This is a genomic window from Streptomyces prunicolor NBRC 13075, from assembly GCF_000367365.1.
GTDB classification, from domain to species: Bacteria; Actinomycetota; Actinomycetes; order Streptomycetales; family Streptomycetaceae; genus Streptomyces; species Streptomyces prunicolor.
Genome location: NZ_BARF01000081.1, coordinates 114,224 through 138,403, shown reverse-complemented (window position 1 = coordinate 138,403; position 24,180 = coordinate 114,224). Strand labels below are relative to the sequence as shown.

The 24,180-nt window shown below is 66.0% G+C and carries 27 protein-coding genes; 21 read left to right on the top strand and 6 right to left on the bottom strand.

Annotation, left to right across the window (positions count from 1 at the left end):
• The first annotated feature begins 18 nt into the window (after positions 1 to 18).
• On the top strand, positions 19 to 804 hold the full coding sequence (locus SPR02S_RS34270) for a hypothetical protein (protein WP_106437068.1): 786 nt from the start codon (positions 19 to 21) through the stop codon (positions 802 to 804).
• Here the strand turns inward: SPR02S_RS34270 and SPR02S_RS34265 are convergent.
• The 5 genes from SPR02S_RS34265 to SPR02S_RS34245 form a co-directional block, all read right to left on the bottom strand.
• Complete coding sequence (locus SPR02S_RS34265; RefSeq protein WP_026151112.1) at positions 743 to 1,675, bottom strand: alpha/beta fold hydrolase; 933 nt, start codon at positions 1,673 to 1,675, stop codon at positions 743 to 745. The two genes, SPR02S_RS34270 and SPR02S_RS34265, sit on opposite strands and share 62 nt — an antisense overlap.
• Before the next feature lie 3 nt (positions 1,676 to 1,678).
• Positions 1,679 to 2,152 (bottom strand): GNAT family N-acetyltransferase, encoded by a 474-nt coding sequence (locus tag SPR02S_RS34260; protein WP_019061547.1) that lies wholly within the window; start codon positions 2,150 to 2,152, stop codon positions 1,679 to 1,681.
• 860 nt (positions 2,153 to 3,012) lie between these two features.
• Positions 3,013 to 3,816, bottom strand: a complete 804-nt coding sequence (locus SPR02S_RS34255) for an SAM-dependent methyltransferase (protein ID WP_019061546.1) — start codon at positions 3,814 to 3,816, stop codon at positions 3,013 to 3,015.
• Positions 3,817 to 3,867: 51 nt separating this feature from the next.
• Entirely contained in the window at positions 3,868 to 4,119 is a 252-nt protein-coding gene (locus SPR02S_RS61870) for a DUF397 domain-containing protein (RefSeq protein WP_026151110.1), read from the bottom strand.
• Entirely contained in the window at positions 4,103 to 4,978 is an 876-nt protein-coding gene (locus tag SPR02S_RS34245) for a Sco1979 family transcriptional regulator (protein WP_019061544.1), read from the bottom strand. Before SPR02S_RS34245 ends, SPR02S_RS61870 begins: the two co-directional genes overlap by 17 nt.
• A 425-nt stretch (positions 4,979 to 5,403) precedes the next feature.
• Between SPR02S_RS34245 and SPR02S_RS56895 the strand changes: the two genes are divergently transcribed.
• The gene (locus SPR02S_RS56895) at positions 5,404 to 5,853 is read left to right on the top strand and encodes an ATP-binding protein (protein WP_245607671.1); all 450 of its coding nucleotides are present in this window, start codon (positions 5,404 to 5,406) and stop codon (positions 5,851 to 5,853) included.
• A 95-nt stretch (positions 5,854 to 5,948) separates the two neighbouring features.
• Here the strand turns inward: SPR02S_RS56895 and SPR02S_RS63400 are convergent, their stop codons facing one another.
• Complete coding sequence (locus SPR02S_RS63400) at positions 5,949 to 6,509, bottom strand: flavoprotein (protein WP_019061542.1); 561 nt, start codon at positions 6,507 to 6,509, stop codon at positions 5,949 to 5,951.
• A gap of 109 nt (positions 6,510 to 6,618) precedes the next feature.
• Between SPR02S_RS63400 and SPR02S_RS34230 the strand changes: the two genes are divergently transcribed.
• The 19 genes from SPR02S_RS34230 to SPR02S_RS34145 all read left to right on the top strand — a co-directional run bounded on the left by SPR02S_RS34230 (position 6,619) and on the right by SPR02S_RS34145 (position 23,412).
• Entirely contained in the window at positions 6,619 to 7,833 is a 1,215-nt protein-coding gene (locus tag SPR02S_RS34230; RefSeq protein ID WP_019061541.1) for a helix-turn-helix domain-containing protein, read from the top strand.
• Between the two features lie 1,688 nt (positions 7,834 to 9,521).
• Entirely contained in the window at positions 9,522 to 10,769 is a 1,248-nt protein-coding gene (locus tag SPR02S_RS56890) for an ATP-binding protein (RefSeq protein ID WP_019061540.1), read from the top strand.
• A 6-nt stretch (positions 10,770 to 10,775) separates the two neighbouring features.
• Positions 10,776 to 11,270 carry a roadblock/LC7 domain-containing protein gene (locus SPR02S_RS34220; RefSeq protein ID WP_019061539.1) on the top strand — a complete coding sequence of 165 codons (495 nt, stop codon included), beginning with the start codon at positions 10,776 to 10,778 and terminating at the stop codon, positions 11,268 to 11,270.
• Positions 11,267 to 11,620, top strand: coding sequence for a DUF742 domain-containing protein (locus SPR02S_RS34215; RefSeq protein ID WP_026151109.1), 354 nt, complete (start codon positions 11,267 to 11,269; stop codon positions 11,618 to 11,620). Before SPR02S_RS34220 ends, SPR02S_RS34215 begins: the two co-directional genes overlap by 4 nt.
• Positions 11,601 to 12,194 carry a GTP-binding protein gene (locus SPR02S_RS34210; RefSeq protein ID WP_019061537.1) on the top strand — a complete coding sequence of 198 codons (594 nt, stop codon included), beginning with the start codon at positions 11,601 to 11,603 and terminating at the stop codon, positions 12,192 to 12,194. The genes SPR02S_RS34215 and SPR02S_RS34210 overlap by 20 nt, the downstream gene beginning before the upstream one ends.
• Before the next feature lie 188 nt (positions 12,195 to 12,382).
• The gene (locus SPR02S_RS65120) at positions 12,383 to 13,618 is read left to right on the top strand and encodes a cytochrome P450 family protein (RefSeq protein ID WP_019061536.1); all 1,236 of its coding nucleotides are present in this window, start codon (positions 12,383 to 12,385) and stop codon (positions 13,616 to 13,618) included.
• On the top strand, positions 13,600 to 14,727 hold the full coding sequence (locus SPR02S_RS34200) for a cytochrome P450 family protein (protein WP_019061535.1): 1,128 nt from the start codon (positions 13,600 to 13,602) through the stop codon (positions 14,725 to 14,727). Before SPR02S_RS65120 ends, SPR02S_RS34200 begins: the two co-directional genes overlap by 19 nt.
• A gap of 128 nt (positions 14,728 to 14,855) precedes the next feature.
• Positions 14,856 to 15,005: a zinc-dependent metalloprotease gene (locus SPR02S_RS66250; protein WP_078623086.1), complete on the top strand. Its 150-nt coding sequence runs from the start codon at positions 14,856 to 14,858 to the stop codon at positions 15,003 to 15,005.
• Positions 15,006 to 15,128: 123 nt separating this feature from the next.
• A complete protein-coding gene (locus tag SPR02S_RS34195) occupies positions 15,129 to 15,563 on the top strand; it encodes a hypothetical protein (RefSeq protein WP_019061534.1) in 435 nt (144 codons plus the stop codon).
• A gap of 215 nt (positions 15,564 to 15,778) precedes the next feature.
• The gene (locus SPR02S_RS66245) at positions 15,779 to 16,468 is read left to right on the top strand and encodes a TetR/AcrR family transcriptional regulator (protein ID WP_078623085.1); all 690 of its coding nucleotides are present in this window, start codon (positions 15,779 to 15,781) and stop codon (positions 16,466 to 16,468) included.
• A 150-nt stretch (positions 16,469 to 16,618) separates the two neighbouring features.
• Positions 16,619 to 17,446: a GntR family transcriptional regulator gene (locus tag SPR02S_RS60720; protein WP_078623084.1), complete on the top strand. Its 828-nt coding sequence runs from the start codon at positions 16,619 to 16,621 to the stop codon at positions 17,444 to 17,446.
• Positions 17,443 to 18,312 carry an endonuclease/exonuclease/phosphatase family protein gene (locus tag SPR02S_RS34185; RefSeq protein ID WP_019061532.1) on the top strand — a complete coding sequence of 290 codons (870 nt, stop codon included), beginning with the start codon at positions 17,443 to 17,445 and terminating at the stop codon, positions 18,310 to 18,312. The genes SPR02S_RS60720 and SPR02S_RS34185 overlap by 4 nt, the downstream gene beginning before the upstream one ends.
• 94 nt (positions 18,313 to 18,406) lie before the next feature.
• Entirely contained in the window at positions 18,407 to 18,766 is a 360-nt protein-coding gene (locus SPR02S_RS34180) for a hypothetical protein (protein WP_019061531.1), read from the top strand.
• Between the two features lie 13 nt (positions 18,767 to 18,779).
• Positions 18,780 to 19,460: a cupin domain-containing protein gene (locus SPR02S_RS34175; RefSeq protein WP_019061530.1), complete on the top strand. Its 681-nt coding sequence runs from the start codon at positions 18,780 to 18,782 to the stop codon at positions 19,458 to 19,460.
• On the top strand, positions 19,457 to 20,293 hold the full coding sequence (locus tag SPR02S_RS34170; RefSeq protein ID WP_026151107.1) for an endonuclease/exonuclease/phosphatase family protein: 837 nt from the start codon (positions 19,457 to 19,459) through the stop codon (positions 20,291 to 20,293). The genes SPR02S_RS34175 and SPR02S_RS34170 overlap by 4 nt, the downstream gene beginning before the upstream one ends.
• 245 nt (positions 20,294 to 20,538) lie before the next feature.
• A complete protein-coding gene (locus SPR02S_RS34165; protein ID WP_019061528.1) occupies positions 20,539 to 21,378 on the top strand; it encodes a zinc-dependent metalloprotease in 840 nt (279 codons plus the stop codon).
• A complete protein-coding gene (locus SPR02S_RS34160) occupies positions 21,371 to 21,568 on the top strand; it encodes a hypothetical protein (RefSeq protein WP_019061527.1) in 198 nt (65 codons plus the stop codon). Before SPR02S_RS34165 ends, SPR02S_RS34160 begins: the two co-directional genes overlap by 8 nt.
• Positions 21,565 to 22,692: a hypothetical protein gene (locus SPR02S_RS34150; RefSeq protein WP_158697917.1), complete on the top strand. Its 1,128-nt coding sequence runs from the start codon at positions 21,565 to 21,567 to the stop codon at positions 22,690 to 22,692. Before SPR02S_RS34160 ends, SPR02S_RS34150 begins: the two co-directional genes overlap by 4 nt.
• Before the next feature lie 201 nt (positions 22,693 to 22,893).
• Positions 22,894 to 23,412 carry a GntR family transcriptional regulator gene (locus SPR02S_RS34145; protein ID WP_019061524.1) on the top strand — a complete coding sequence of 173 codons (519 nt, stop codon included), beginning with the start codon at positions 22,894 to 22,896 and terminating at the stop codon, positions 23,410 to 23,412.
• Positions 23,413 to 24,180 lie beyond the last annotated feature (768 nt).

Here is a 24,180-nt window from a genome sequence, read left to right as displayed (position 1 = left end):
CCAGTCAGCAAGGAGAACGTGCTCCCTTCCGAAGAGATGCAGTTGGTCAGTGACCACTACGACGCCCTCGGCCGCGCCCTGGTCGATGCGCTCAACTACCGTGACATCCAGGGTGGCGGCTGGACCCACGAGCCGGGCTGGAACGTGCAGGGCTCGGTACTCCTTCGCCATCCCGCCGGCCTTGGCGTCAGCCTCGTCCGCATGAACACCCACCGCAAGGGCGATGCCGGGCGGCGCCTGACGATCGACGGTGTCTATCCGAGTTGCTGGGGCGGTGCCAGGGCGGATTCGATCACTGTCGGGATGGACCGCCCGGCCCTGCGTATCGCGGACGAGATCGTGCGCCGGTTTCTGCCCGACTACCTGGAGACCCTCGTGGAGGCGCTCAAGCAAACCCGTATCGCGGAGGAGAGGCGCCAGGCCAGGATCGTCATGAACCGGCGTCTGGAACATGCTCTTCCCGGGCTGTCGGCCGCGGGCAGCCCTCGCCACCCGGAACCGGCGCGCTCGCGCTCCTACTGGTACGGCGGCGAGTACAGCCAGGGCCCGACGCCGGTGCTGGCGTCGGGCAACGTGACTCTGCGCGCCGACGCCACGCACATGGACCTCAAGCTCACCGACGTGCCGGCCGAGCTGGCCCTGAAGATCCTGGAGATGCTCCACCCTTCCCGCGTGCTTGAGGGCGTCGTCACCGGACGGGCCATCGAGCAGGAACAGGCCGCGCTGCCGCGGGCCAAGCGGCTCATCCTTGGGGAGCTCGTGGACCGGACTCGGCCGCATGAGGCCGAGACTCTGTCGGGCTGACCGTAACGCGGTCCAGGGCCTCGACACAGGCACGAACGAGAACGGCCTGAACTTCCCTGGGGTGCTGAGTGGGTAGCCGATGTCCGGCCCGGGGCACGAGGTGGACCACAGCACCGGGAATCTGAGCAGCCAGCCGTACGGCGTGGACGGGTGGGATGTGGCGGTCGGCCTCGCCGACGAGAAGGTGCACCGTCACCCGTCTCAGCGCGTCCAGGCGGGTGGTGACGTCGTGCGTCATCAGGGCCCGGTACCAGCGTGCCGCGATGTCAATCGGCGGCTGTGGGTAGGGGCGAGGCCGCAGCAGGTCGCGCACGCGCTCGGCCGGGCGGGGCGCTCGCAGGCACAGTTCGGCCATCGCATGGCGGGTCAGTCCGAGCAGCCGCCGGTGGACGGGGTTGAGTCGGGCGGCCATGTCGAGGGCTCCGCCGGTGGTGGCGGCGAGGACGACTCCCACCACCTGGTCGTCGATGAGGTGCGGGTGGTCGGCCGCGAGCGTGAGTACAGCCATGCCGCCCATCGAGTGGCCGACGAGGATCACCGGAAGGTCGTCAGGCGCTTGGTGGCGGATGATCGCCCGCAGGTCGTCGGCGAGGAGGGAGATGGACGGCTCCTCCGCACCTGGGGTGGAGTCGCCGTGGCCCCGCTGGTCGTATCGGACTACGCGTATGTCCGGGTGACGGCCAAGGAGCTCGTGGGCGTGCCGTTCCCAGATGGAGGCTGCGGCCTGCCAGCCGTGCGCGAAGACGACGGCGAGGTGGGGCGTAGCGGGTCCGTCGGTGTAGAGCGCCAGCCGGGCGCCGTCCGGACGGGTCAAGTGGGCGGACGGCGCCTTCGCCGGGCGTGAGACGGGCGTACTCTGCTGGGCACTCACTACTCAAGTCCCCACAGGCACAACAATGTTGACGGTTGTCCCGCGTGCTGGGGGCAGTACGGCTCCAAGCCGCCGGAGGATGGACTGCATCCTCCGGTTGTCCGAGCCGACCAGGAGGGTGAGCTCGCGGACCGACGTGGTCCTGGCGACGGCGAGGACGTTACGGGCCAGGGCGGACCCGAGGCCCTGGCCCTGCCACGAGTCGTCGACAAGCAGGGCCAGTTCGTGTACGCCTTCGTCCTCTGTGTGCATCAGGTGAGTAAGGGCGACGACATCGGCTTCGGCGGGATCGCCGGCCGGGCGCGTGGCCCAGGTGATCCCTCGGTCTGGGTTCGTCAGGTGTTCCCATTCGGCCCGCGACAAGGTGCGGCGTGCGGCACCGTAGCGGGCGAACCTCGTTTCCAGCGAGCACCTGGCGTGCAGGGCGTTCGCGTCCTGGATGTCGTCTGGGGTCGCCGGAGATGTCAGCGTGCGCACACTTCGTTGTGTGTGAATCACCCAGGGGGATATCGGGGCTTCTGATGGCCTGGCTTGAGTGGCTCGGGAGCGCGAGAGCATGCTGAACCGGCCCTTCTGTCGGGGGAGTTGATCAGGCCGCAACCGGGGCTGACGAGCCTGCCACTGGTTGCCTGTGGATAGATTTCGCGGCACGGGAGGGGGTCGATGCCCTGCCGACGAGTCGCCCCTGGGCGGCTGGTAACCGCATGTCCGTTCTCATAGAGGTGCCGAGTCGCGGAATCCCGAGGGATGCGGAACCTGCTGGGTCGCGTCGTGGATCTGCGGCAACGGTGCGCGGGCCTGCGTTCTTCGTTCCTGGCCAAGGAGGTGGTGGCCGAGGCCTCGGCGTCGACCCGAAGTGGCCCCGCCTACCCGCCTGACTGTGCAGTTTGGAGCGTGGGGGCCGCTTCACGCCGTCGTTGAACCGGTTGTCATCCGGAGCCAGTTGTGGCCGCTTTACGGGACCGCCGATGGTCACCACAGCCACTCGGACCATGAGCGTCCTCGCATCTGGCCCGAGGGTTTTACCATGCACGCTCTGGTCGTTCGGTACCTTCGCGTGAGTGTCGGCCCCACCACCAGCTCCGGAGAACAACGTCTAGGAGCAGATGTCCGGCTCGCTGATCGGCTGGGGCCGTGGCCTCGGAGGCTCTGCTGCCTTCGTCAGTTGGACTGGTGTTTGGTGTGAGAGCGGTTCGACTGGAGCGGTCGGAGCACTCCCCCACGCCGTACCGACCGACCGACAACTTGATGCTGGCCAATCGGCACGGCCGTGATCGAACCTGTCTTCCCACGCTCCGCGCAGAGGCCTCGTGGGTGATATCCGCCAGCGTTTGAATCTAGGCCTTGCGAGCTACGCCCACGTATAGCGCGAGTTCGTCGGGCTTGGCCAGCGTTTGGCCAATGCCGGGCTGCCATTGAGTGGCCACCACAACGCCAGGGTCGAGCACTTCAAGACCAGCGAAGAACTGGGCGACCTCATCCCGCGACCGCACCTGGGCAGGAGTTCCCCCGTTGCGATAGACCTGAACGATCTGTTCCCACGCTTCGGGATCGAAGTCGCCCGTGGCGTGCGAGATCACCAGATGACTTCCCGCCGCCATTGGCTCCAGCAACTGTCGAACAATTCCTTGTGGATCATAGTCATCAGAGACGAAGTGCAGCAGCGCCACTAGCGAGAGCGCAATCGGCTCGCTGAAATCGAGAACCTCCTTCGCCGCCTGGAGGATTTTCTCGGGCTCCCTGAAATCGGCCGAAATGTACTCCGTGCACCCTTCATCGGTTCCGTAAAGGAGAGCCTCGGCGTGCCTTAGGACGATGGGGTCATTGTCCACGTATACGACACGAGAGCCTGAGTTTATCTCCTGGACAACCTGATGCAGGTTCGGCACCGTGGGGATTCCAGTACCGATATCAAGGAACTGCCGAATCCCTTGCCGGGCGAGCATCCGGGAGGCGCAATGCATGAAATCTCGGTTCGTCACCGATGCAGCTTTGATGTCGGGGTACAGTAACTCGACCTGCTCTGCCGCCGCCCAGTCTGCGGGATAGTTATCCTTGCCACCGAGGTAGAAGTCATACAGGCGAGCCGGGTGTGGTCGGCTTGTATCTATTTTCCCCGCATCGAAAACGTCATCGGTCATTTCCGTCCTCCATTGATGGCATGCATACAGTTACTACGGGACCTGAAAGAATTAGCCAGCAACCGACAAGCCCGGGGTGATCAAGTAGTCGGCCTTCCCGGCCTTTGCCCCGCTCACGAACGCGCCCAGCTCGGCCTTCGTGAAGATGAGAGCTGGGCCGTGAGGGTCAGTGGACTGGCGCAGAGCGATGCGGCCGTCGCCAAGGTCCATCGCTTCTAGGCACTGTCCGCCATTGGTACCGCTCCAGGGGCACTCCCACCCCTCGACGCCAAGGTCAACGGCGGCATTAAGGACGTGACTCATTTAGTAGCTCCTTGCGCACATCACCGAGGAACTCCACGGTGCGCCTTTTCGATATTGCCTGCGCACTCATCCGGTCCAGGACCTCGCGGTAGAGAGCGACCTCTACTCGGTCTTCGATATAGGTCGCACTGCTGACGCTGTCGTTGCAGACTACGTCCGGAAATTCCGAGACCTGGAAGCGGAAGTGAGTGAAAGGACCGAATGCTCCTGGATGCAGGCCGTCACTGAACCGGGCGACTTGCAGGGTTACATTCGGTAGTTGAGACGCCTCAAGCAGATGGTCGATCTGCGCTTGCATGACGTCCGCGTCACTGGCGCGTCGCCGCAGCACCGTCTCGTCCATGACCACCCACAACTGCGGCGCATCGGGGCGAGTGAGGAGCGCCCGGCGCTCCATGCGGAGGGCCACACGCCGTTCCAGCTCATCGGACGAGACCCGGGGGAAACCCACTCTCAGAACGTCACGGGCGTAGTCCTCGGTTTGCAAGAGCCCTGGAATCACCTGCGGTTCGTAGAGACGGATCTGAGTAGCCGAGGTCTCCAAGCTCACATATACGGCGAACCAACTTGGCAGCGCATCACGGTAGCTCTGCCACCAACCAGGAGCGTTGGCCTGCTCCGTAAGGTCGAGAAACTCCTTCGCCTCTGCCTCCCCGACCCCGTAGGTCTCCAGGAGCGCCTTGACCGTCGCCCACTTCAGGGTGACCTCGGCTCGTTCCATCCGGGTCACGGTCGTAGAAGCCTGGCGAATCCGCTTGCCGGCCTCCTGCGCCGTCAGATTCGCGGCCACCCGAAGGTCTTGGAGCCGTCTACCGAGCACCATCTGCAAGACGGTTGGGGCAGACCGCGGCTCGCTCACGTCGCCTCCTCTGCTTCCTCGAACACCCGACCTCGGATGCAGTGTGCCATGGCACCGACGCGCCGAACAGACTGCATCACCTGACTATGCAACCTGCATAGTGGGGCTTGCCAATTGCTCGATGTGACGAGCATAGTGTCGCGGGTGACCAAGCTCACCCGTGTACGACGGCTGACGCTGGCCTCGCGCGACCGGGGCTCTCGGCGCTATGTGGCCCGCTCCGCAGACGCCGCGCCGCGCGCCTACGGCAAGAGTCATCACCCCGGCACGGCGTCGCGTAGTGCTCCCCGACGCGATGCGCCCGAACTCTTCGGCTGCCGAGGCTGGTTGGCCTCTCAACGTCCCAAGGCCGAGTTACAGACGCAGTCCTCACAGCTCGCGGTCACGTGCAACCGTCCCCCCACCGCTAGGAACTGGCCGTGACCATGACCTACGACGCACCCGCTTTGGGAACAACACCCCCCGACCTCGGCGCCGAAGCGCGTTGCGCCGCCTTCCTCCTGCCGGCCGACGGCCTGGCCGTGCGCGAAGCCCGCCGGAACGTGCGGGAGCAGTTCGGCAAGTGGGGCATCGGCCTCGATGACTGCGACACCGCGGCCCTGGTGATGAGCGAGTTGTTCACCAACGCGCTCATCCATACGACGAGCGAGGAGATCACCTGCGGTCTGGGCGTTGCGCCGGATCTGCTGTTGATCAAAGTCTCGGATGAGGGGGGCGGCCATTCCACCCCCAGCGCGCGAAAGGCAACGCTCGATGAGGGGGGCGGCCGCGGGCTGATGCTCGTGAAGGGTGTGTCGGATCGCTGGGGGGTCGGTCCGGCCAAGGACGGTGGCGGCAGAATCGTGTGGGCGGTTCTGCGCCTGACTCAACCGTGAACGGGTCGCGGATGGTCGTCGCCTCCACCGACGTTCGCCAGCTGGCCTCTTGGAGTGCCGTCAGCCGGAGTATGCACAGCGGACGCGTCTGCCCCTCAGGCCACGAGGTCGCGACGTACGTTCGCGAGTTCCTCGTGGATCTGGCTCCATGGGAAGGTGCTGGCCCCGCTCTGTCCCGATCCCGGCTCCGGCAGACTCTCGTAGTCCAGGATGAGAGAGACACCTTCACGGCTGAGGGTCTCGACGCTGTTTCGGAACGGGAGTCGCTGCGCCAGTACCCGGTTGGGCCAGGGCACGGCGATCACCGGCTTCCCGAACCCGATGGCCTCGTTGACGAGGCCGAGGGCCAACGTGTCCGAAATGCCGGCGGCGAGCTTGTTGGTGCTGTTGAAGGTGCCAGGGGCAATCACGAACGCGTCTGCCTGCGGAAGCACATCGGGCTCGTCCGGCTGTTTGTAGTCGTACCGGACCGGATGGCCAGTCAGCTCGCGCAACCTCGGTATGTCGAGGAAATCAAGCCCTTTGGGCGTTGCGATCACGCAGACCTCCCAGCCCTCGCCCTGGGCCCACTCCACCAGCGTGGGAAGGTCCTGGGCCGGGTAGCCGCCGCACGCCACGATGTACAGCACGAGTCGCTTGACCTCCACCGAACCCACGTTGCCTTCTCCGCTCTCTCCGGAACCACGGTCACGCCCGGCCAGATGCCTCGCAACCACCTGAGCGCGACAAAGCCGGGCCCTGATTCTTTCACGGGGGTGGAGGCGGATGCCGGAGTCTGCTGGTGACGACCTCGCCGGGCTGATCGGCACCAGAGTGGAGTGGCACCGGCGCCGACGCGGGCTGTCTCGGCGGGAACTGTCCACACTGGTGGGCCATACCGAACGGTGGCTGAGCCTGCTCGAACAGGAGGGGCGCGGGGCCCTTCGCCTGGACAACCTGATCGATCTCGCCAGGGCTCTACGGATCGCCGACCTCAGTTCGCTCGTTGGGCGCCGTTTCAGTGCCACTGCCCTGGACATGCCCGAACACCCCGCTGTCCCGGAAGTACGCAAGGCACTGACCAACGCCCTGCTGGCGTCGGCCCCGGAAGAACCACCGGGTTCGGCTGCAAGTCTGGAGCGCCGAATCCGGCACGCCTGGGATGCCTGGCACGTGTCGCGCACGCAGAATACGCAACTCGGGTTGCTACTTCCGGGCCTGCTGCGGGACGCCACCGCCTTGACCCGGACGTCTTCCGGCACGCAGCGCCGCAGGGCGTACGCGATCGCGACTAGCGTCCACCTGCTCGGCCAGCGCTACGCCTACGGAGTGCGGGCAATGGAACTGGCCGCGAAATTCACGGACCGAGCGTTGTCGGCCGCGGTCACATCGGAGGACGCATACCTCATGGCGCTGGCCGGCTGGGGCTCGGCGATGACTTCTCTCACGGCTCAGCAGCCGCAGGATGCAGAAGAGACAGCCCTCGCCGCGCTCCATCACGTCGCGCGGCCTGTCTCCGTCGACGAGCAGTCACTGCGCGGAGCTCTCCTCCTTTTCGCCGCCATGGGTGCTGCGGGCGACCGCCGAGCCGGGGACGCCTGGCGCCACTGGGAAGCGGCAGACCGGATTGCGACGAATATTGGCGGGCACGTCGATATGCAAACCATGTTCGGCGCGACCAACGTCGGTATTTATGCCGTAGCAGTGAATGTCGAGTGTGGTAGAAGTTCTGCTGCTGTTGCCAGTGCCGCCCAGTTGAACCCCCGGGATATTCCGTCCACCAACCGTCGAGCGCAACACTTCATTGATCTAGCGCGCAGCCATTTTCAGGCAGGGGATCACGAATCTGTCCGTGGAGCTCTGCTGGCATCGGAGAGGGCTTCTAAGGAAACGATTGCCTTCAATCCAGAAGGACGACAGATCGTTTCGGACATCATCCGGACAAACCGCTCCGTGGATGACGGCATCGCCGGCCTGGCGGAGCGACTCGGCTTGAGGTAGTCACCTACCCCGCCTCGCGATACCGCTGATCCCCGGCCGCACGGGGTCATGACCTCTGCAGCGACAGGTGTAAGCGACCTGCTCCTTGCGCTCCCGGATCCCGTCCGAGCTCGTTGCGGAACAGGCCTGAGCACTGACTGACGATCCCCTGCCTTGCGTTCCCGCGAAACTCCACCGGTTCCGGCCAGGGCCCCGGCATCGGGCGTGGGCAGGCCACCCTCGCAGCCCGTGGACCTACCGGGTAATTGCTTCAGATTTCAGCACGCGCCGTGAGCCCCGGCCGCCCGGCAGGATATCCGGGCCATTTCACCCCCAGCGCTTGCCTCGTGGGTCCGAGTTGTTCGACGCGTCCGTCTGGACATCCGCCGACAGCGGAGAACGCGTCACCACGCGAAGGCACCCACTTCCGGCATACCGGGCTGGAGGTCATCGGCGATGCGCACTCCCTGCCCACCTTCCGGTTCGTTGCCGGCACGGCATGCCAGCAGCCAAGGAGCGAAGTCCGCTGGGCCCTCAACGAGGTGGAACATTTTGTTCCATCCGTCCACCGAACGGCACCTACGGTTGCCACACGCACACCGACGGTTCCACTCGGAGCGGCGCGTGCGGCCATGCCGCCCAGAATCCGGCCTCGCATCAAAAAGAGTAGGGGGACGAATGCCAGAGGGCCTGCACCACCTCGATACCCCGACTCTCATGCGGATCTACCGGGAAGTCCTGGGCTGGTCACTCGGATATCTAGCCAGCGGCGATTCGACTGAGATGGCCCTGCCCGGAGGGTTGGTCACTCCCGTATCCGACGAAGTGCTCGGCGCTCTCAACATTGAGCAACATCCTGCAATTGCCTGCCGTTGCGTGGACTTCGACGCCGTGACGCTGCCAGGCCCACTGGGTCACGCGGCACTAACTGCGTTCGAAGGGGGTCCGGACACCCCGTCGTTCACCGCCTCTGCACCAAACACGGTCACGCTACTGGTCGCCCCGGGAAGCGGGCCGGCCCTCGCCACGTGCGACGAGCGTCTCAGTGTCCACGCAGGCAGCGACTCCTGGTTGGTGATCCCGCCTTCCCCCGGCACACGCTGGGACACGGCTCCCTGGGTCCGCGGGCAAGTGCAGCCCATCGCCCTGCGCCGCGGAGAGGACCTTGTGCCCGCCCTGCGGCAGGGCCTGCGTGTCCGGCGCGTGGCCAAGTCCCGGGAGCGGTTCGTGCCAGATGGCACAAGCGGGTCTCAGACACCACGCGCCTCCGAGGGCCTAGCTTCCCGCGACGAGGAGGGCCTCTGACATGCCTGGCCTTCCCCTCTTCGCCCTGACGTTCGGATCCGCGCCTGCGTCCCGCGTGAGCCCGGGGCTACTGCGGGCATGCGGCACCACGCGGGCGATGTCCCGCTGCACGACCGGGGCCACGCACGTTTCGTGTGCAACTCGCGAGCACTGTCGCCGGAGCACGGGACGTCCACCGAGGCCTCGTCGCGCCTGCGGCCCGATCGACCGCCCGGGACGCCGGGCGTCCATGCGCGGTGGTTGTCCGCTGCTGCTCGGCACGCGCCAGATGTTGAGCGCTGCCGCCTTCCGACTGGTCGCCGGGGCGAGCCCGGGTTCTACCGGTTTCCCCCGATCCGGAGATCCGACCTCCGCCCCGGCGACCTCGCCTTCCCGTCCTGCTGCCGTTTCACATGAAGGTTTTGATGACACGAGAGATAGCCATCGCACTGTGCCTGGGTGTCATGTGCCTGATGCTGCTGGTGCTTTTGGTACGTCAGCAGCAGATCAGCAAGCGTGCCCGTGCCCAGGTGGAGTCCCTCAAGGCGGGCATCAGGAGCCGCGAAGACGAACTTCGATATTTGATTTCGGATCGTCTTCCCGCACTTACGGAGAGCCTGCTGGTGCAGTCACGTGCAGTGCCGGGTCTGCGAGACCAGCAGTTGTTGGGTACCCCGTTCGCCGACAGCGCCGAGAGCGTCCTCCGGGCCTTCGAGAACATGCTCGTCGAGAGCCGCCGGAAGGCGGACCACGCCGTCCGCGACACGCTGGCTGGGATCATCGGCAAGGTCCAGAGCCTGATCGGCGAGCAGGAGATCGAACTGCGCCGGATGCAGGATGACCACGAGCATCCGGACGTGCTCGGAGACCTATTCACGCTGGATCATCTCAATGCTCAGATGGCCCGCAAGACACAGGCGATCTTGGTGTTGTGCGGTAAGTGGGTCGGGCGGCAGCGGAATGTGGCCACACTGACCGAGGTGGTCCGCGGTGCCATCACCAAGATCGGCGACTACACCCGTGTGCGTTACGCCGAGAACGAGGAGATCGCGGTAACCGCGCAGGCCGTCGAGGCCGTGGTGATCTCACTTGCTGAGATCCTGGAGAACGCGCTCAACAAGTCGGAGCCGAACGCACCGGTATGGGTCGACATCCTGACCGCCTACAACGGCGTGTCCATCACCGTCAGCGACGCCGGCATCGGCATGACTGACCATCAACTCGCCTCGGCCGGTGCGACTCTCAGAGGAGATCGGCCGGTGGACATCACCCGGCTGGGAGACCCGCCTCGGATTGGCTTCGCCGCCATCGCCGCGCTGTCCGAGAGCTACGGGTTTTCCGCCCACCTCAACGGTCAGTCCTCCTCAGGTGGCCTGAGCGCCACGGTCTTCGTGCCCACCAATCTGCTGACGCGGCCCGAGAAACGCGACCCCCGGGTCATCCGGCAGACGGCGGTCCTCCCTCCGCCTCCCACCTCATCCGCGACTGGGCTACCGCAGCGCACCCGGGCAACGGCAATCAGCGGACCTGCTGTCCAACAGGTCGGGCAGCAGGAACCCCCGCGCATCGACGCCCAGGAAGCCGGAAGCCGCTTGGGCGCTTTCCAGAGCGGCACTCGCGCCGGGCGGCGTGCCGGCGTCTCCTCCCCACTCTCTGACAGCAACGACAGGTGACGTGACATGGACACTGGCATCCGGCTCAACCCTGGACTGGTCGACTTCGGCAAGGTCGACTTCCTCCTCGACCAAGCACTGCAGCGTGTCCCGCACGTAAGCGGGGTGATCCTCCTGACGGCGGACGGGCTGCTGCGGGCACGGACAGAGGGACTTCCTCTGGACATGGCTCAGCGGATGGCGGCGGCCTGCACCGCGGTGCAGTCCAGTAGCCGCGGCACCAGCGAATTCGTTGTCCCGGAGGGAGACGCAGTCGCCCGAAATGGGAATCCCGTAGCCCCGGAGCATTTCGACGGCGGACACTGGCGCCGGACACTGGTCGAGTTCGACGAGGGGTACGTACTGGTCGAAAGTGCCGGTCAAGGCACCTTCTTGGGGATCGCAACAGGCTTCGACGTCAACCTCCAGCAGGTAGGTACCTGGAGCCAGGACCTGGTGCAGTCGGTCGGCAACGTGCTGGGCACCACAGCGCGCCAGGACGTCGGCGGCAGCGTGTCATGACCGAACCCCGGCGCAGGCCGCCGCTAATCCGTCCCTACATGGCAACAGGCGGACGGACGCGCGCCAGTCGTCACTTGTTCGACGTGCTGACGGTCCTGCATGCGCCGGGCGAACTGCCGGTCGAAGGGCTGAGTCCGGAACAGCGACAGCTGGTGGACCTGTGTGAGAACGGCCTGCTGGCGTTGGTGGACGCCGCCAACGCGCTGCAGCTGCCGATCGGCGTCACCAAGGTCTTGGTCGCCGACCTCGTAGCCAGCGGGCACCTGATGACCCGAAAGCCCATTCCGAGAGCTGTTCGACCGGAAGACCATCTGCTGGAGAGAGTGAGAGATGCCCTCAGAGCCCTCTGACCGCCGCTACCTCGCCACGGGTACGCAGTTGGTCAAGATCGTGGTGGCCGGACCGTTCGGCGTTGGGAAGACCACCTTGGTCTCCGCCATCTCGGAGGTCAGGCCGCTGCGTACAGAGGAGTTGATGACGGAGGCAAGCGTCGGGGTGGACGACCTGCGCGGCCGGCCGGGTAAGTCCACGACGACGGTCGGACTGGACTGGGGCCGACTGACCATCGGCGAGGACCTGGTTCTTTTCCTGTTCGGCGCCCCGGGACAGGAGCGGTTCCGCAACGTCTGGCGCGAGACCGCGGTGGGGGCGTTGGGCGCCCTCGTGCTGGCCGACACACGCTTCCTCGCCGAGTCGTTCGAATCTCTCACCTTGGTCGAGGAGATGGGGCTGCGCTACGCGGTGGCCATCAACGCCTTCCCCGACTCCCCCTTCCACCCCGAGCCTGACCTGCGCGAAGCCCTCGACCTGGCCCCGAAGACGCCGCTGGTCACCTGCGACGCCCGGGACCGGCACTCGGCCGCCCAGGCCCTGGCTGACCTTGTGGAGTACCTGATGACCTCCGACGCATTGGAGTCCGCATGACCCATCCGACGCAGCAGGGCACGGTGCCCCCGCCCGGCTGCCCTGCGCATGAAGCCGGGCCTCGACCACCTGCTCCAGGCGGGCGGCCGGTGCCTCTGTACGGACCGCAGTTCTCCGCCCGTCCGCAGGACACCTACAGGGTGTTGCGTTCGATGGGATCGATCGCTCCGATAGAGCTCTCTCCTGGCGTGTTCGGACTGATCACGACGACGTACGCCGCGGCGCTACACCTGCTGCGCAATACTCCGCATCACTTCGCCAAGAACCCCCGCTGGTGGCGGGCGCTGGCCGAGGGACAAGTCCCTCTGGACAGCCCCGCGTTGATGATGATGCAGGCACGCGACAACGCGTTGTGGAAGGACGGCCCGGAACACACTCGCCTGCGCACCGCGATCATCGACAGCCTGGCCCACATCAATCCGCACGCGCTTCGGGCTCGCGTCAAGCGCATCGCCGACGCCCTCATCGACGCCCTTGCTCCCCATGGCAAGGCCGACTTGGTCGGGAGTTACGCGGCTGAGTTGCCGATGCGGGTGTTGTTCGAACTGTTCGACTGTCCGCCCGAAATCGGGCTCCGCATCGTCGGCAGTCTGATCAGGCTCTTCGACACTGACCAGGATGCGGCCGCGGCCAACGCCGACCTGGAAGCGGCATGTCTAGACCTGACCCACCTCAAGCGCAGTTCCCCGGGGTCGGACGTCACCTCGTGGCTGATCGCGCATCCGGCTCGCCTGACCGACGCAGAGATGGTTCAGACGATCCTGCTGGTCATCGGCGCAGGGACCGAGCCGAGCACGAACCTGATCGGCAACGCCCTCAAGCTCATGCTCACGGACGAACGGTTTTCCGGGTCGGTCATCGACGGGGCGCAGAGCGTGGTTGGAGCCCTGGACTACGTCCTGTGGACGGATCCTCCCATGGCCAACTACTGCCCGCTGTACGCGTATCAGGACACCGTCTACGACGGGATTCTGTTGCGCGCCGGCGTGCCCATCCTGGTCTCGTTCGCGGCGGCCAACACCGATCCGACGCTGAACCTCACCGACGCCCATCTCGCCGGTAACGACGCGCACCTGGCCTTCTCCGCCGGCGCCCACGGGTGCCCCTCACCCGACATTGCCCGCGTCATCACCGAGGTAGCAGTCGAGCGCGTCCTGGACCGGCTGCCAGGTATGGAACTCGCATGCCCCGTCGACCAGTTGGAACGACGCCCCGGCACCTTCCACAGCGGCTGGACCGCAGTTCCCGTCATATTCCCGCCCATCGCCACGTCTGGAGAATCATGGACACCGCCTCCTCGGCCCGCTGCCCCTACCGCCTCGACGGCACCGCATCCGACCTTCACGCCGAGGCCGCCCTCCTCCGCGCCCAAGGCCCGGCGACGACCGTGGAACTTCCTGGTCAAGTGGTGGCGTGGGCAGTAACCGACGCCGGCCTGATCAAGCGGCTGCTGAGGCACCCGAAGATCAGCAAGGACGCCCACGAACACGGCACTGACTTTGTCAACGAGCACATGCCGGAACAGTGGCCGTTGCGTACCTGGATACAGGTACGCAACGCGCTCACCGCCTACGGCGAGGAACACACGCGTCTGCGTCGCCTGCTGCAGAAGGCGTTCACTCCCGGCCGCGTCGCGGATCTGCAACCCACCATCGAGCAGATCACGACACGCCTCCTGGACCAGCTCGCCGCCGCCCCAGGCCGCGCCGCCGACCTGCGCGCCGAATTCGCCTACCTGCTACCGCTGCTGGTCATCAGCGAGCTCTTCGGTCTCCCCTCACGGATGCACGACGGCTTCCGCCGCTGTGTCGGCGGACTGTTCGCCACCAACATCAGCGAGACCGAAGCCGAAGCGCACGCACAAGGGATCTACGCGCTGCTCAGCGAGTTGGTTGCCGAAAAGCGCGCAACGCCGGGTGATGACCTCACCAGCGCCCTGATCGCCGCCCGCGACCAGGACGGCACACGCCTGTCGGAGCAGGAACTCATCGACACACTCCTGCTGTTCATCGGCGCCGGACACGAAACCACCGTCAACGCCCTCGACCACGCGATCGTCAACCTGCTCACCCACCCCGAACAGCTCCGCCTCATCCTGGCCGGTCCCGCCACATGGGACGACGCCATCCAGGAAACGTTGCGGCACCAGCCCCCGATCTTCTACCTGATCATGCGGTTCCCCACCGAGGACATCGAGGACGAACCGAGTGGGCTGACCTTCCGGAAGGGCACACCGATCATGATCAGCTACGGTGCTGCCGGCCGCGATCCGGAGATCCATGAGAACGCCGACGCTTTCGACATCACGCGAGAGACCCGACGAGCTCACCTCTCCTTCGGCCACGGCACCCACTACTGCCTGGGAGCCCCACTTGCAGTCTTGGAGGCCCAGATCGCGCTTCCCGCCTTGTTCAGCCGCTTCCCCGAACTGGCCCTCGCCGTCCCTGCTCACCAGTTGGAGCCGGTGGCGTCGTTTATCTCCAACGGCCACACCGAACTGCCTGTCTACCTCGACCAGGTAGCTGCGGCCTAGCAGAGTCCCCGACGAAGCCGGTGCCGTTCGCTGGCCGGAGCACGTACACCCCAGTCATCCGCACGGTGTTCGTACTCCGGCCGGAGGTGGGCCGCTACCGCCTCATAGGTATCGGAGCTCCCTGACGGCTGGCCCGCGCCGTCACATTCGTCGACGGGGCCATCGCCGCCGTCGGCCCCGAACGATTTGACCCCGTGTGGACCACGCCCGGTCTGGTTCCCACCCTCGAAGAACTCCGCCGACCCCGGCGCTGGATCACGCGTCTGCCCGCCGCTTGACCGCCGGAACCGACTGAACGGCACGCCATGCTTTTGACTTTCCACCGCCTTGCCGAACGACGGCCCGCTGCCCGTCCCGCCGATCCTTTACGAACCGCGTGGGATATCCCCGTTCTTCCCCTGATGGAAGGCGACCGCAGCAGCGAGGGATACGCCTTGCTCGGCCGAGCCTGGCAGAGCACCGTCCCCGCCCAGGTCCGTACCGGTGAATGCTTCGCCGCCGTACTGACCCAGCAGGCATACGGCGCCGCAGCTCTCGCTCGTCTGCGCCGGGTCAGCGAACGACGCCGGGGCGCTGTGATCGCCGACGGCGGCACATACACCTTCTTCGTCCCGCTGAATTCCGACTCCCTCCCCTGGCCGCCCTGCGCCACATACCTCCACGGTCCCGAAGTACGAGTACCGCCCCGCGGCGCACGCGCCGACCATCTGAGCCTGCGCTGGGCTTCCCGCGAGCCCATCGGACACTTGATCACCGCGCCCATGGTGCTGTCGCCGCTGCTTCGCGCGCTGTACGACGAGGGCGGCCTCGATGACTCGCCGACAGAGGTGAGATGACGCCAGCGACCTAGAACGAGGAAGTCGCAACGGTCGTCTCGCTCAATCTGGAGAGCGTTGGCCGTCGCGACACACCCGTCGGAGGGTTCCCAGAGCGGTGGTGCCACGCCCGCGATACAGGACGTGTGACCGTCACCTCGCCCGGTGGGAACCGCTGACCGCTCACTTCTTACGACGCAGTCCACGGACCGCATGTATTCGGATAAGGCACACGCATGAACGTTGGCACGGCGCGGGACCGGCAGCGGACGTCCGCTGCACCGAGCATCAGAGACACCGTGCTGGACATTGCGCTCGGCAAGCGAGCTGATGGTACGTGGGACCGAATCTCGATGACGGAAATAGCGTCTGCCGCAGGCGTGTCACGGCAGACCCTCTACACCCACTTCCGCAGCCGGACCGGCATCGCCCAGGCTCTGCTGTCGCGGGAGATCGACCGACTGCTGGACGGAATGGACCTGCGGTGGCGTCAAGCCCGCAGGCGGGGTACGGAACCCAGCGACTGCCTCGCGGCAGCGGTGAACTGGATGCTCGCAGCGAGCCGCAACCACCCGCTACTCCACGACGTGCTCACCGGCCATGGAGACGAGGCAGTCGGCGCGAGCCCTCTCACATCACAGCTCGCCCCGGCCGATCAGCAGGTCGCCCGCGGCCGAGGGCTGGCCAGTGTTGTGGGCGCCGTAACGGAGCTCTGTCACCGCTTGGATGCTTCCGGATCCGGCGGCCAACCCTGCCGGCTCCGGGGCATCGAGGCCGTCGTACGCCTGACGGTCTCCTACCTCCTCGTTCCTGAGGCGACCGCTCAGGCTCGATTACAGATCGCACACGCCGCGCGGAGCCTTGTGCCTGATTGCCCATCACGCGCCCACGCATCCGGAAGCGTCGCAGCATGCCAGCGGCGCTGAGGCTCCCTCACGCGCCACGGCTTTCGTCCGGTCACCGACGGCGATCCCCACGGAGCGGAGAGCCTCTTGCGCAGTAGCTGGGAGGTCCGCCCCATGGACAGCCACCAACAGCCCCAGTCCTGACGAAGACCCAGTCGACGCGGAGATCACGTGAAGCGCGGACCTTACGCCGAGCCCGGCCACCCGACACCGGGCTGCACAAGCGATGAGCCGAGCCAGAAGACGAGCACTGCGCCCGGCCCGCAATGGCAGAAGCACCTGAAAGACCTTCCGGAGCACTACGAGCCGGGCAGCAGGATTAGCATCAGCGACCGCGCGAAATACCGGAAGGCGATTTCTCGCGCCCGCCAGGACGGTGGAACGGTCCGTGCGATTGCGGACTTCCTGGGGCGTTCATACGGATTCGTCTATCGGTATGGCGGCGATCTGCGCGAGGTGCGTCCAGGCATCGCATCCGACGCAAGTCGGGTAGCAGAAATAATCCGGTCTCGCATCGCGGACGGAACCTACAAAGCGTACGAGGTGATTCCGGACAGACGGACGCTCAGCACGGAACTTCAAGTTTCCAAGGACACCCTCGACATCGCTGTCGACAGGCTATCCGAGGAAGGATTTCTGCTCCGCATTTCCAGAGCCGGAACGGTGAGTACAGACCCTCAGAACCTTCCGATCGGCCCCTTCATTGAGGTCCGCGCCCGATCCGGGCAATGGAAAATGTGCAGAACTCCCAGAAAAGCGGCCGTCCGAGATATTCGCAACACAATCATAGACAGAATAAAAAAGGGCACCTACCCCACGGGAAACAAATTTCCCACAGTTAGGGAGCTCGCAGGGGAATTCGACGTCCCGGTGGCGACGATCCACGAGACCCTTGAACCGTTGAAGGAGAGTGGAGTCCTTGCGTGTACCAATATAGCGAGGCACGGAACACAGGTTAATCCCTCGGCTCTCATTCTCCTGAAGGAGACAGCCGAGTGAGCGTCGACGTGATTGTTGCCGTGTCGTGGAACGCGGAGAAGAACGCGCTGGGCCTGGCGCACGAGATCCTCCGGAAGTACCGGCCGCACATCGTGTTCCGGCAGGAATTGACCGGGGCGGGCGCGGACGGCGGGCGCGCCCTGTATGCGGAGGCGAACGCTCTCGGGCTGTTCCCGTTCATGGCCAGCGTGCACGAGGGCCGCAGCAAGAACCCAGTCGGCGTGATGATCGACCTGGATCTTTTCGAGGTCGTCGCCCGGACCGATCACGACCTGCCGTGGAAACCCATCTGTCACGTCCAGGTCCGCCGCAAGGGCCTGCCCAGAACACTCCATTTGGGATCTTCGCATTTATGCCATTTCGACCCCACTCTACGCGCTGTCGAGGCCCGCAGGGCGACCACGATCGCCGACCACAACCGCACCGTTCTGATGGGGTTGGACGGCAACAGCTACGGCCATCGCCGGCGCGACGAAATCAGCAAGAGGCTCAGAGTGCGGATGATCAAGGACCGTGTCCACGTCCAGCACCGCACGATCAAACGGTTCGGTCGGCGCGTCTTGGACACTCGGCCGAGCGAAATCCTCACTGGCGGGCGGAGACCGGTTTTCATCGACCTCGGCCACTACGCGGGGACCGTCCTGGGACAGCGGCGGGCGCTGACTCCCACCGCAAGCCTGCGCCGTACGGACCAGGGGCCGCCGCAGCGGATCGACTGGATGCTCAGCACTCCGGACCTGGTACCGGCCCTTCTCAGCTTCGAGGTCATCGACGACCAGGACGTACGCAAGCGGAGCGATCACGGCCTGACCATCGGCAGGTTTCACGGCGGCAGGTTCGACCACGTCATGAGCACGCCCGGGTGACCGGAGCACTTCATAGCCGCTTACGCAGTGGCCTGCACCTATTTGGTGCTGCCCGAACAACCCACCTTTACACAGACGCACCGAGGAGAAGCAGATGACTACAGCGGTTTCCCCGCTCACGCTCGTCGCGCAGCAGGCGGCATTGCTCAGGGAGATCAACGAGGTGCTGGAACGGCATCCCGTCGCGGGTGCCTTCCGGCTCTTGTACGCGCCTGAGACGCTGGAGGTTTCCCACGACACGGTGTTCGTCCAGGTGGTCGACGCCGAGCGAGGCGTCGTGGAGCTTCACCCGCGGCACCTGTTCGAGATCGCCAGCGGCGATGTCCTCCACGCTACCCAGACGTTCGATCTGGGGGACGACGCCCTCAGTGACTACGCCTCGGAAGCGCGCGCGTCCGATTGCAAATCATCCAATCGCCTCAACGGCTCCCGTGGCCACATCTACGTCATATAGGGAGCCACCTTCAATGACCGCACAGCCTGTGCCCCTGCCGCTCGTCACGGCGGCTGACTTCATGGCACGACTCGGGCCAGCCGCCTTGCCGGCGATCGGGATGACGCCCGGCAACCTGCATCATGTGCCGGGAGCGTTCGACACCGCGTGGATCGAGGCCGCTCCCCTGCCGTTGGCCGCCAGCAAGGCACCGGAGCAGACGGTTGCCCTCGTAGACGGAACAGAGTTCCGGCGTGACACCGGTCTGGGGGCGCTTGCCAACGCCTATCAGGAGCGGGCGAGGACGCGCGTGTACGAGAGCCTGGACGTCCGCAGCGACGGATGGTTCAGCCTCGTCTCGCTTCATCTCGCCGGAATACTGCGCCGCCGCGTGATCTGCACTGCCTACGAATCACAGGCCGGAGACCGTAACCTCGGCGCGCACGATGACCACTGGCTCGGTGTCATCGTGCAAATGCGTGGCGCGAAGCAATGGCAGATCTGGACGAGCGCGGACAGTCGTCCCGTCGACCTGCTCACGTCGGCCGGAGACGTGCTGGTCCTTCCGCGAGGAATGACGCACGCCGTTAGCACTCCCGAATATTCGGCTCATCTCGTCTTCGCTGTCACCGACCAGCCGATGCACGCTCGGCCGGGGCCTGAACGCGAACTCCCGCCCACTCGAACTGACTTCACGACTGAAGGGTCTTCATGACAACGCGCGCCGTGGCCTGGAACCTCTACAACGGAGGCGTGGACGATTCCTCGGAGAAACGGCTCCGCAGACAGGCGGATATCCTCTCCGGCCTGGAACCTGACATTCTCGCTCTCTCGGAATGCACAGGTTGGGACGCGGAAGGCCGCCGACGCTTGTTATGGATAGCCCACGTCCTGGGTCTGACGCCGGTGACCATGGAGCGATCGCGCATGGGCCTCATGCCCAACTACACCGCCATGCTCTATCGCTCCTCGAAACTCCACCTGGTCAGCTGGGACAGACCAGCAGAGGGCGTGTTCCACCACGCCCTCATCCGCGCTCGCCTGCGGCCCCTCGAAGCGGAGAACGACGACGCCGATTTCCTGGCGCTCGCCACCCACCTGAGCTACACCGACGGTGACACTCGTCTGCGTGAAGCGCGGTGGATGACCGACTACGCAGGCGATTTCCCCGGCGCACCGTCACGGGGACTGATCCTGGGCGACCTGAACTGTCCCAGCCCCGAGGACCGACTCGATTGGGACAAGGTGCCGCGCAATCTGCAGTCGCGCTACCGACTCGTTAAGGAGGACGGAACGTTCGGCGACGCGGATGTCCGGGCCATCCAGGTCCTCCTGGAGTCCGGATGGCAGGACCCGGAGACCTTGACCGGCAGGCCCCGAGACGCGACCGTCGGCTACTTCTACGCGAACGAGCCCGTTCCTCTGCGGCTGGACCACCTCCTCACGTACGGACTGAGGGTGCTCGACTACCGCACCTACGACACGGCCGAGGCTCGGCGCTGTTCCGACCACCTCCCCGTCGTGGGGGAGTTCGACACCGCCCCGTAGCGGGATCACCCGCGGTTGCGCCACCCCTTGTGCGCGGCGTCTCGCGATCTCCGTCTGAGCACAGGCTCGCCCCCTGTCGCCAATGCCATTCCCCGCTCTCGGCGGCAGGAGCGCGGGACAGCCCTGACTCCGGGCTTGGCGAAGGGCACCCGGACCCCTTCGTTCCCCGGGAACAGTCAGTGGCCCTCAGAAGCAAACGGCCACCGAAGCCGACCAAGACCGATCACTTCTCGACAGGACCATCTGTGACCCACACCAGCTTCACCGTGCTGGACGACACCCAGCGCCACCCCGACCTGGCCGAGCGAATCGACCAGATCCTTCGCCGGGTGGCACCAACGGTGAGCGAGATAACCGGCCTTCCGCTTCCCGCGAAGGTCCGCTTCCGCCTGCTGACGCCGAAGGCGTGGCGGGAAGAGACCCGACAGCACCGTATGCGCATCCTCGCCCGCGACATCGCCGACCTGGACCTGCTGCCAGCGGAGATCAGCGCCATGCGCCTCGCGCTCAAACTCGGGTCCTTCGTCCCGGTCCTGCTCTGGCCCCTGGTGCCCGCCACGACCCAGGAGGCCGCTGACAGCCAGTGGGAGACGACCACTATCCCGCAGACCCTGCGTCACTGCGGCGTGCTGACCGAGGAACCCTTCCTCGTCCAGGTCGTGGCACATGAACTGGTCCACCACATGCAGGAGGAAGCCGCCGGCGGCACGGTCTGGACCAGCTTCTTCCTGCCGAAACGGGGAGTCCTCGCGTCACCGAAGAGTGTCTCGGCCATCGTGGAGGGGCACGCCACCTGGGCCGAACGTCAGACGCTCAAGCGGTTGTTCGGCACAGCGGCCGATTTCCGGGAAGGACCCAAGTCCTGGCGTTATCGCCTGCACAACCGGGGCATCGTCCGCCGCTTCGGCCCGAGCCGCGAAGCGTACGAGCAGGGTTCCCGCCTCATTGCGCAGGCCGTCGCCGCACTCGGCACCGGCCTGGTCAACCAGGTCTGGAAGGACGCCACGCACCTCCCCACCGAGTCCGAGATCGCGGACCCCCCGTCCTGGATCCGCCGCATCGAGCGGGGGCTCCCTGGTGTTTGATCTCCTGTCCCGTCTCACCGGTCCCGGTGCCTCGGGCCGTACGGGCAGCATCGCAGGCATCGCGCTGAACCTGTTGTTCGACGTAGCCCAGCAAGCCGTCTGTGTCGGCGCCGGCACGCAGTCATGGGCATCGCTCGCCGTGTACGACGCCGACGAGTTCGCGTCCTTCGCCACCGGAGAATCGGAATGAAGTTACTTCACCTCGCGCTGCCCGAGCTCTTCCACCAGCCAGTTCCTGAGCCCCCGCCGCTGAGTGACGCGCCCGCCCGCCGTGTGGTGCGGCACGTGATCGGGCTCCTCGTTCTTGCCTGCTGGTTCCCCCTGATCGTCACCGCGGTGACATCCGGCCACCTGTACGGCCTGCCGTTCTCCTTAACGACACGGACCAGATACGTGGTGATCTGGACTCAGTTCACCGTCGCGGCAGTCGTGTTCTGGTGGCTGTGCTGGCTGGTGTTTGCCCGGACCCCGCTCAGCCAGGTCACGCCCCGGCAGCGTCTCCTCCAGCGCGGCGCCGCCGTCCTGGCCGGAGCGGCGGGCATGTACGCAACCGCGCCGTTCCCCATCGCGCTCGCGCAAGTCGTTGGCGCCGGCGTGTTCGGCTGCGTCCTGGCGTGGCTGGCCCTCGAAGTGTGCCGAGCGCACCGGGTCTCCCTGCGAGTCACCGTTCCCCGTACTCCAGTTGAACGGTTGCGTGACTGGGAGATCACGCAACTAGTCCTCGCTGTATGCATCGCTGGCGGCGCTCTCAGCTTCCTGCTGCTCCAGCTCATCCGCTGGACCGGGGCCGGCGTGCCGGTCATGAAGGGCGGCCAGATGGCCACCCTCGGCGTCGACAACATCGGGACCCTCGCCATCGGACTGGTGTCGACGGTGGCGCTGGAGGACGTGGTGATCGTCGCCACCACGACCGCCCTGCTCACCGCGGTACGCCGACCCGCATGGCAGATCTACACCCTGGTCTGCGTCCCCGAAGTCCTTCTGCACGCCTACCTCGGACTCCCCGCCATCGGCATGCTCCTCTTCGCTGCGGGCCGCGTCTGGCTGTACCGGCAGTACGGACGCCTCCTCCCCTTCATGGCCGCCCACTTCACCTTCGACCTTGTCGGCGGCGGCCTCATGTTCCTGCAGGGGCTCCCCTTCTGGTACCGGCCCGCCCTGGGTCTCCTCTTCAGCCTGCTGGTCTCGTGGTTCGGATCCCGGTTGGAGAAAGCGGCGAAGGCGGCTCACCCGGATACACAACCCCCGCCCGTCACCCCCGACGGTGACACGCCGCAGCCGACGGACGATCCGGAGCCGGTGAGCATCCCATGATCCCCGTCTCGGTGCCCGCTTCCACAGCGGGGCCGGGGCGGGCCCCCGGCGTGGAGGGCCAAGCGGCCTCCGACTCCCCTCGGACGGCAGGGCAACCCTCCGCGCCGGACGTTCCAGCCGAGAAGCGGCGCGCTTCTTGAACGCGAGGTCACACCAATCCGCCTGAAGTGCCAGGCAGTTCAACCCATCTGTTGGAGCATCATGGCAACTGACCTCCGGGTCGAAGAGACCTCCCGTCTCCGATCGGGACAGGCCGAGCAGGCTCAGCGGCTCTACCGCAGCCTGCACGAGGCCATCGTCGCTGGTGACGTACCAGCTGGCACGATCATCACCTCCGCGGACTTGGCCCTCAGTTTCCAGACCGACTCTCGTGTCGTGGCAGCCGCCCTACGGGGGCTCGCCCATGAGGGACTGATATCGATCGAGCGGGGCCGCCCCAAACGTGTGCTCGGTCCACCCCTCCAGACCGATCCGGGCTCCACCGCAGACCCGCGCGTCGTCCAGGTCGAGCACACCCTCCGCGAGCGCTTGGCCGATCTCATCTACAAGCCCGGCCAACTCCTACCTGAACGGCAGGACTTGGCCGACGAGCTGGGTGTCCCGCAGAGCGTGGTCGACGCGGCTCTTGGCCCGCTCTTCATCGCCGGGTACCTGGCCCACTCCCTCCTGCCGATCGGCACCCGGGTCACGCGCCTCGTCCTGGAAAGCTCCCCAGTGTGAAGGGCCGACACACGTCATGATCATCGGAGCATGCAGCCGGGGCGAGTTGTACGACCTCGCCCGCGGGCTTCCGCCCGGTATCCGACTGGACCCCTCGGACGAGAAGACCGTCAAGGTGTGTCACTCCGGTGTGGTCGCCCGGTGCGGGCCGAGGCGCAGGCCCTCCATGAGATCAGTGCAAACCCACCTCGCGGCAGACCGCGGCGCGGACGCGAGCCCTTTCTCCATCGGTAGTTCTCGGTGACTTCCATGCCCCGGGATCAGAGGGCCGCCCACACCACCGAAAGGAACGCATGTCCAGACAGAGCCTTCTGAAAGGCATTCGGGATGGCCGAATACGTGATCTCGCCAAAGCCGCGCGGAAGAACAAGTTCGAGCTCGGGACCACCAGGTCGGATCACCTCTTTCTGCGCTGCCCGACCTGCCGGCAGCGCATTACCTTCTCCAGAACAGTGGCCGGATCGGACACCGTCGCGTACCCCGACTTGTTGAAGCGGCTACGCAACCACGGGCTTGAGTACGAGGGCCGCGGCGGCACCCATGTGGGCGACCCTGTGGCTACGGGCGTCACGAACACGGCCTCTACGGTGAGGCAGGGCCAGCCTGCGGTGGAGGATGACTCACGGGCGCAGTACCCGCCCATAGCCACGCGGCCGCGTGGTGGCAGGCAGGCCGTGTCGCGGGGTACTCGGCGCCGCGACCATCGGGCGACTTGACGAGACCCCAGGAAGCATGCGGGCGTGAAGGTCGCAGCGCGCGTGCCGCGAC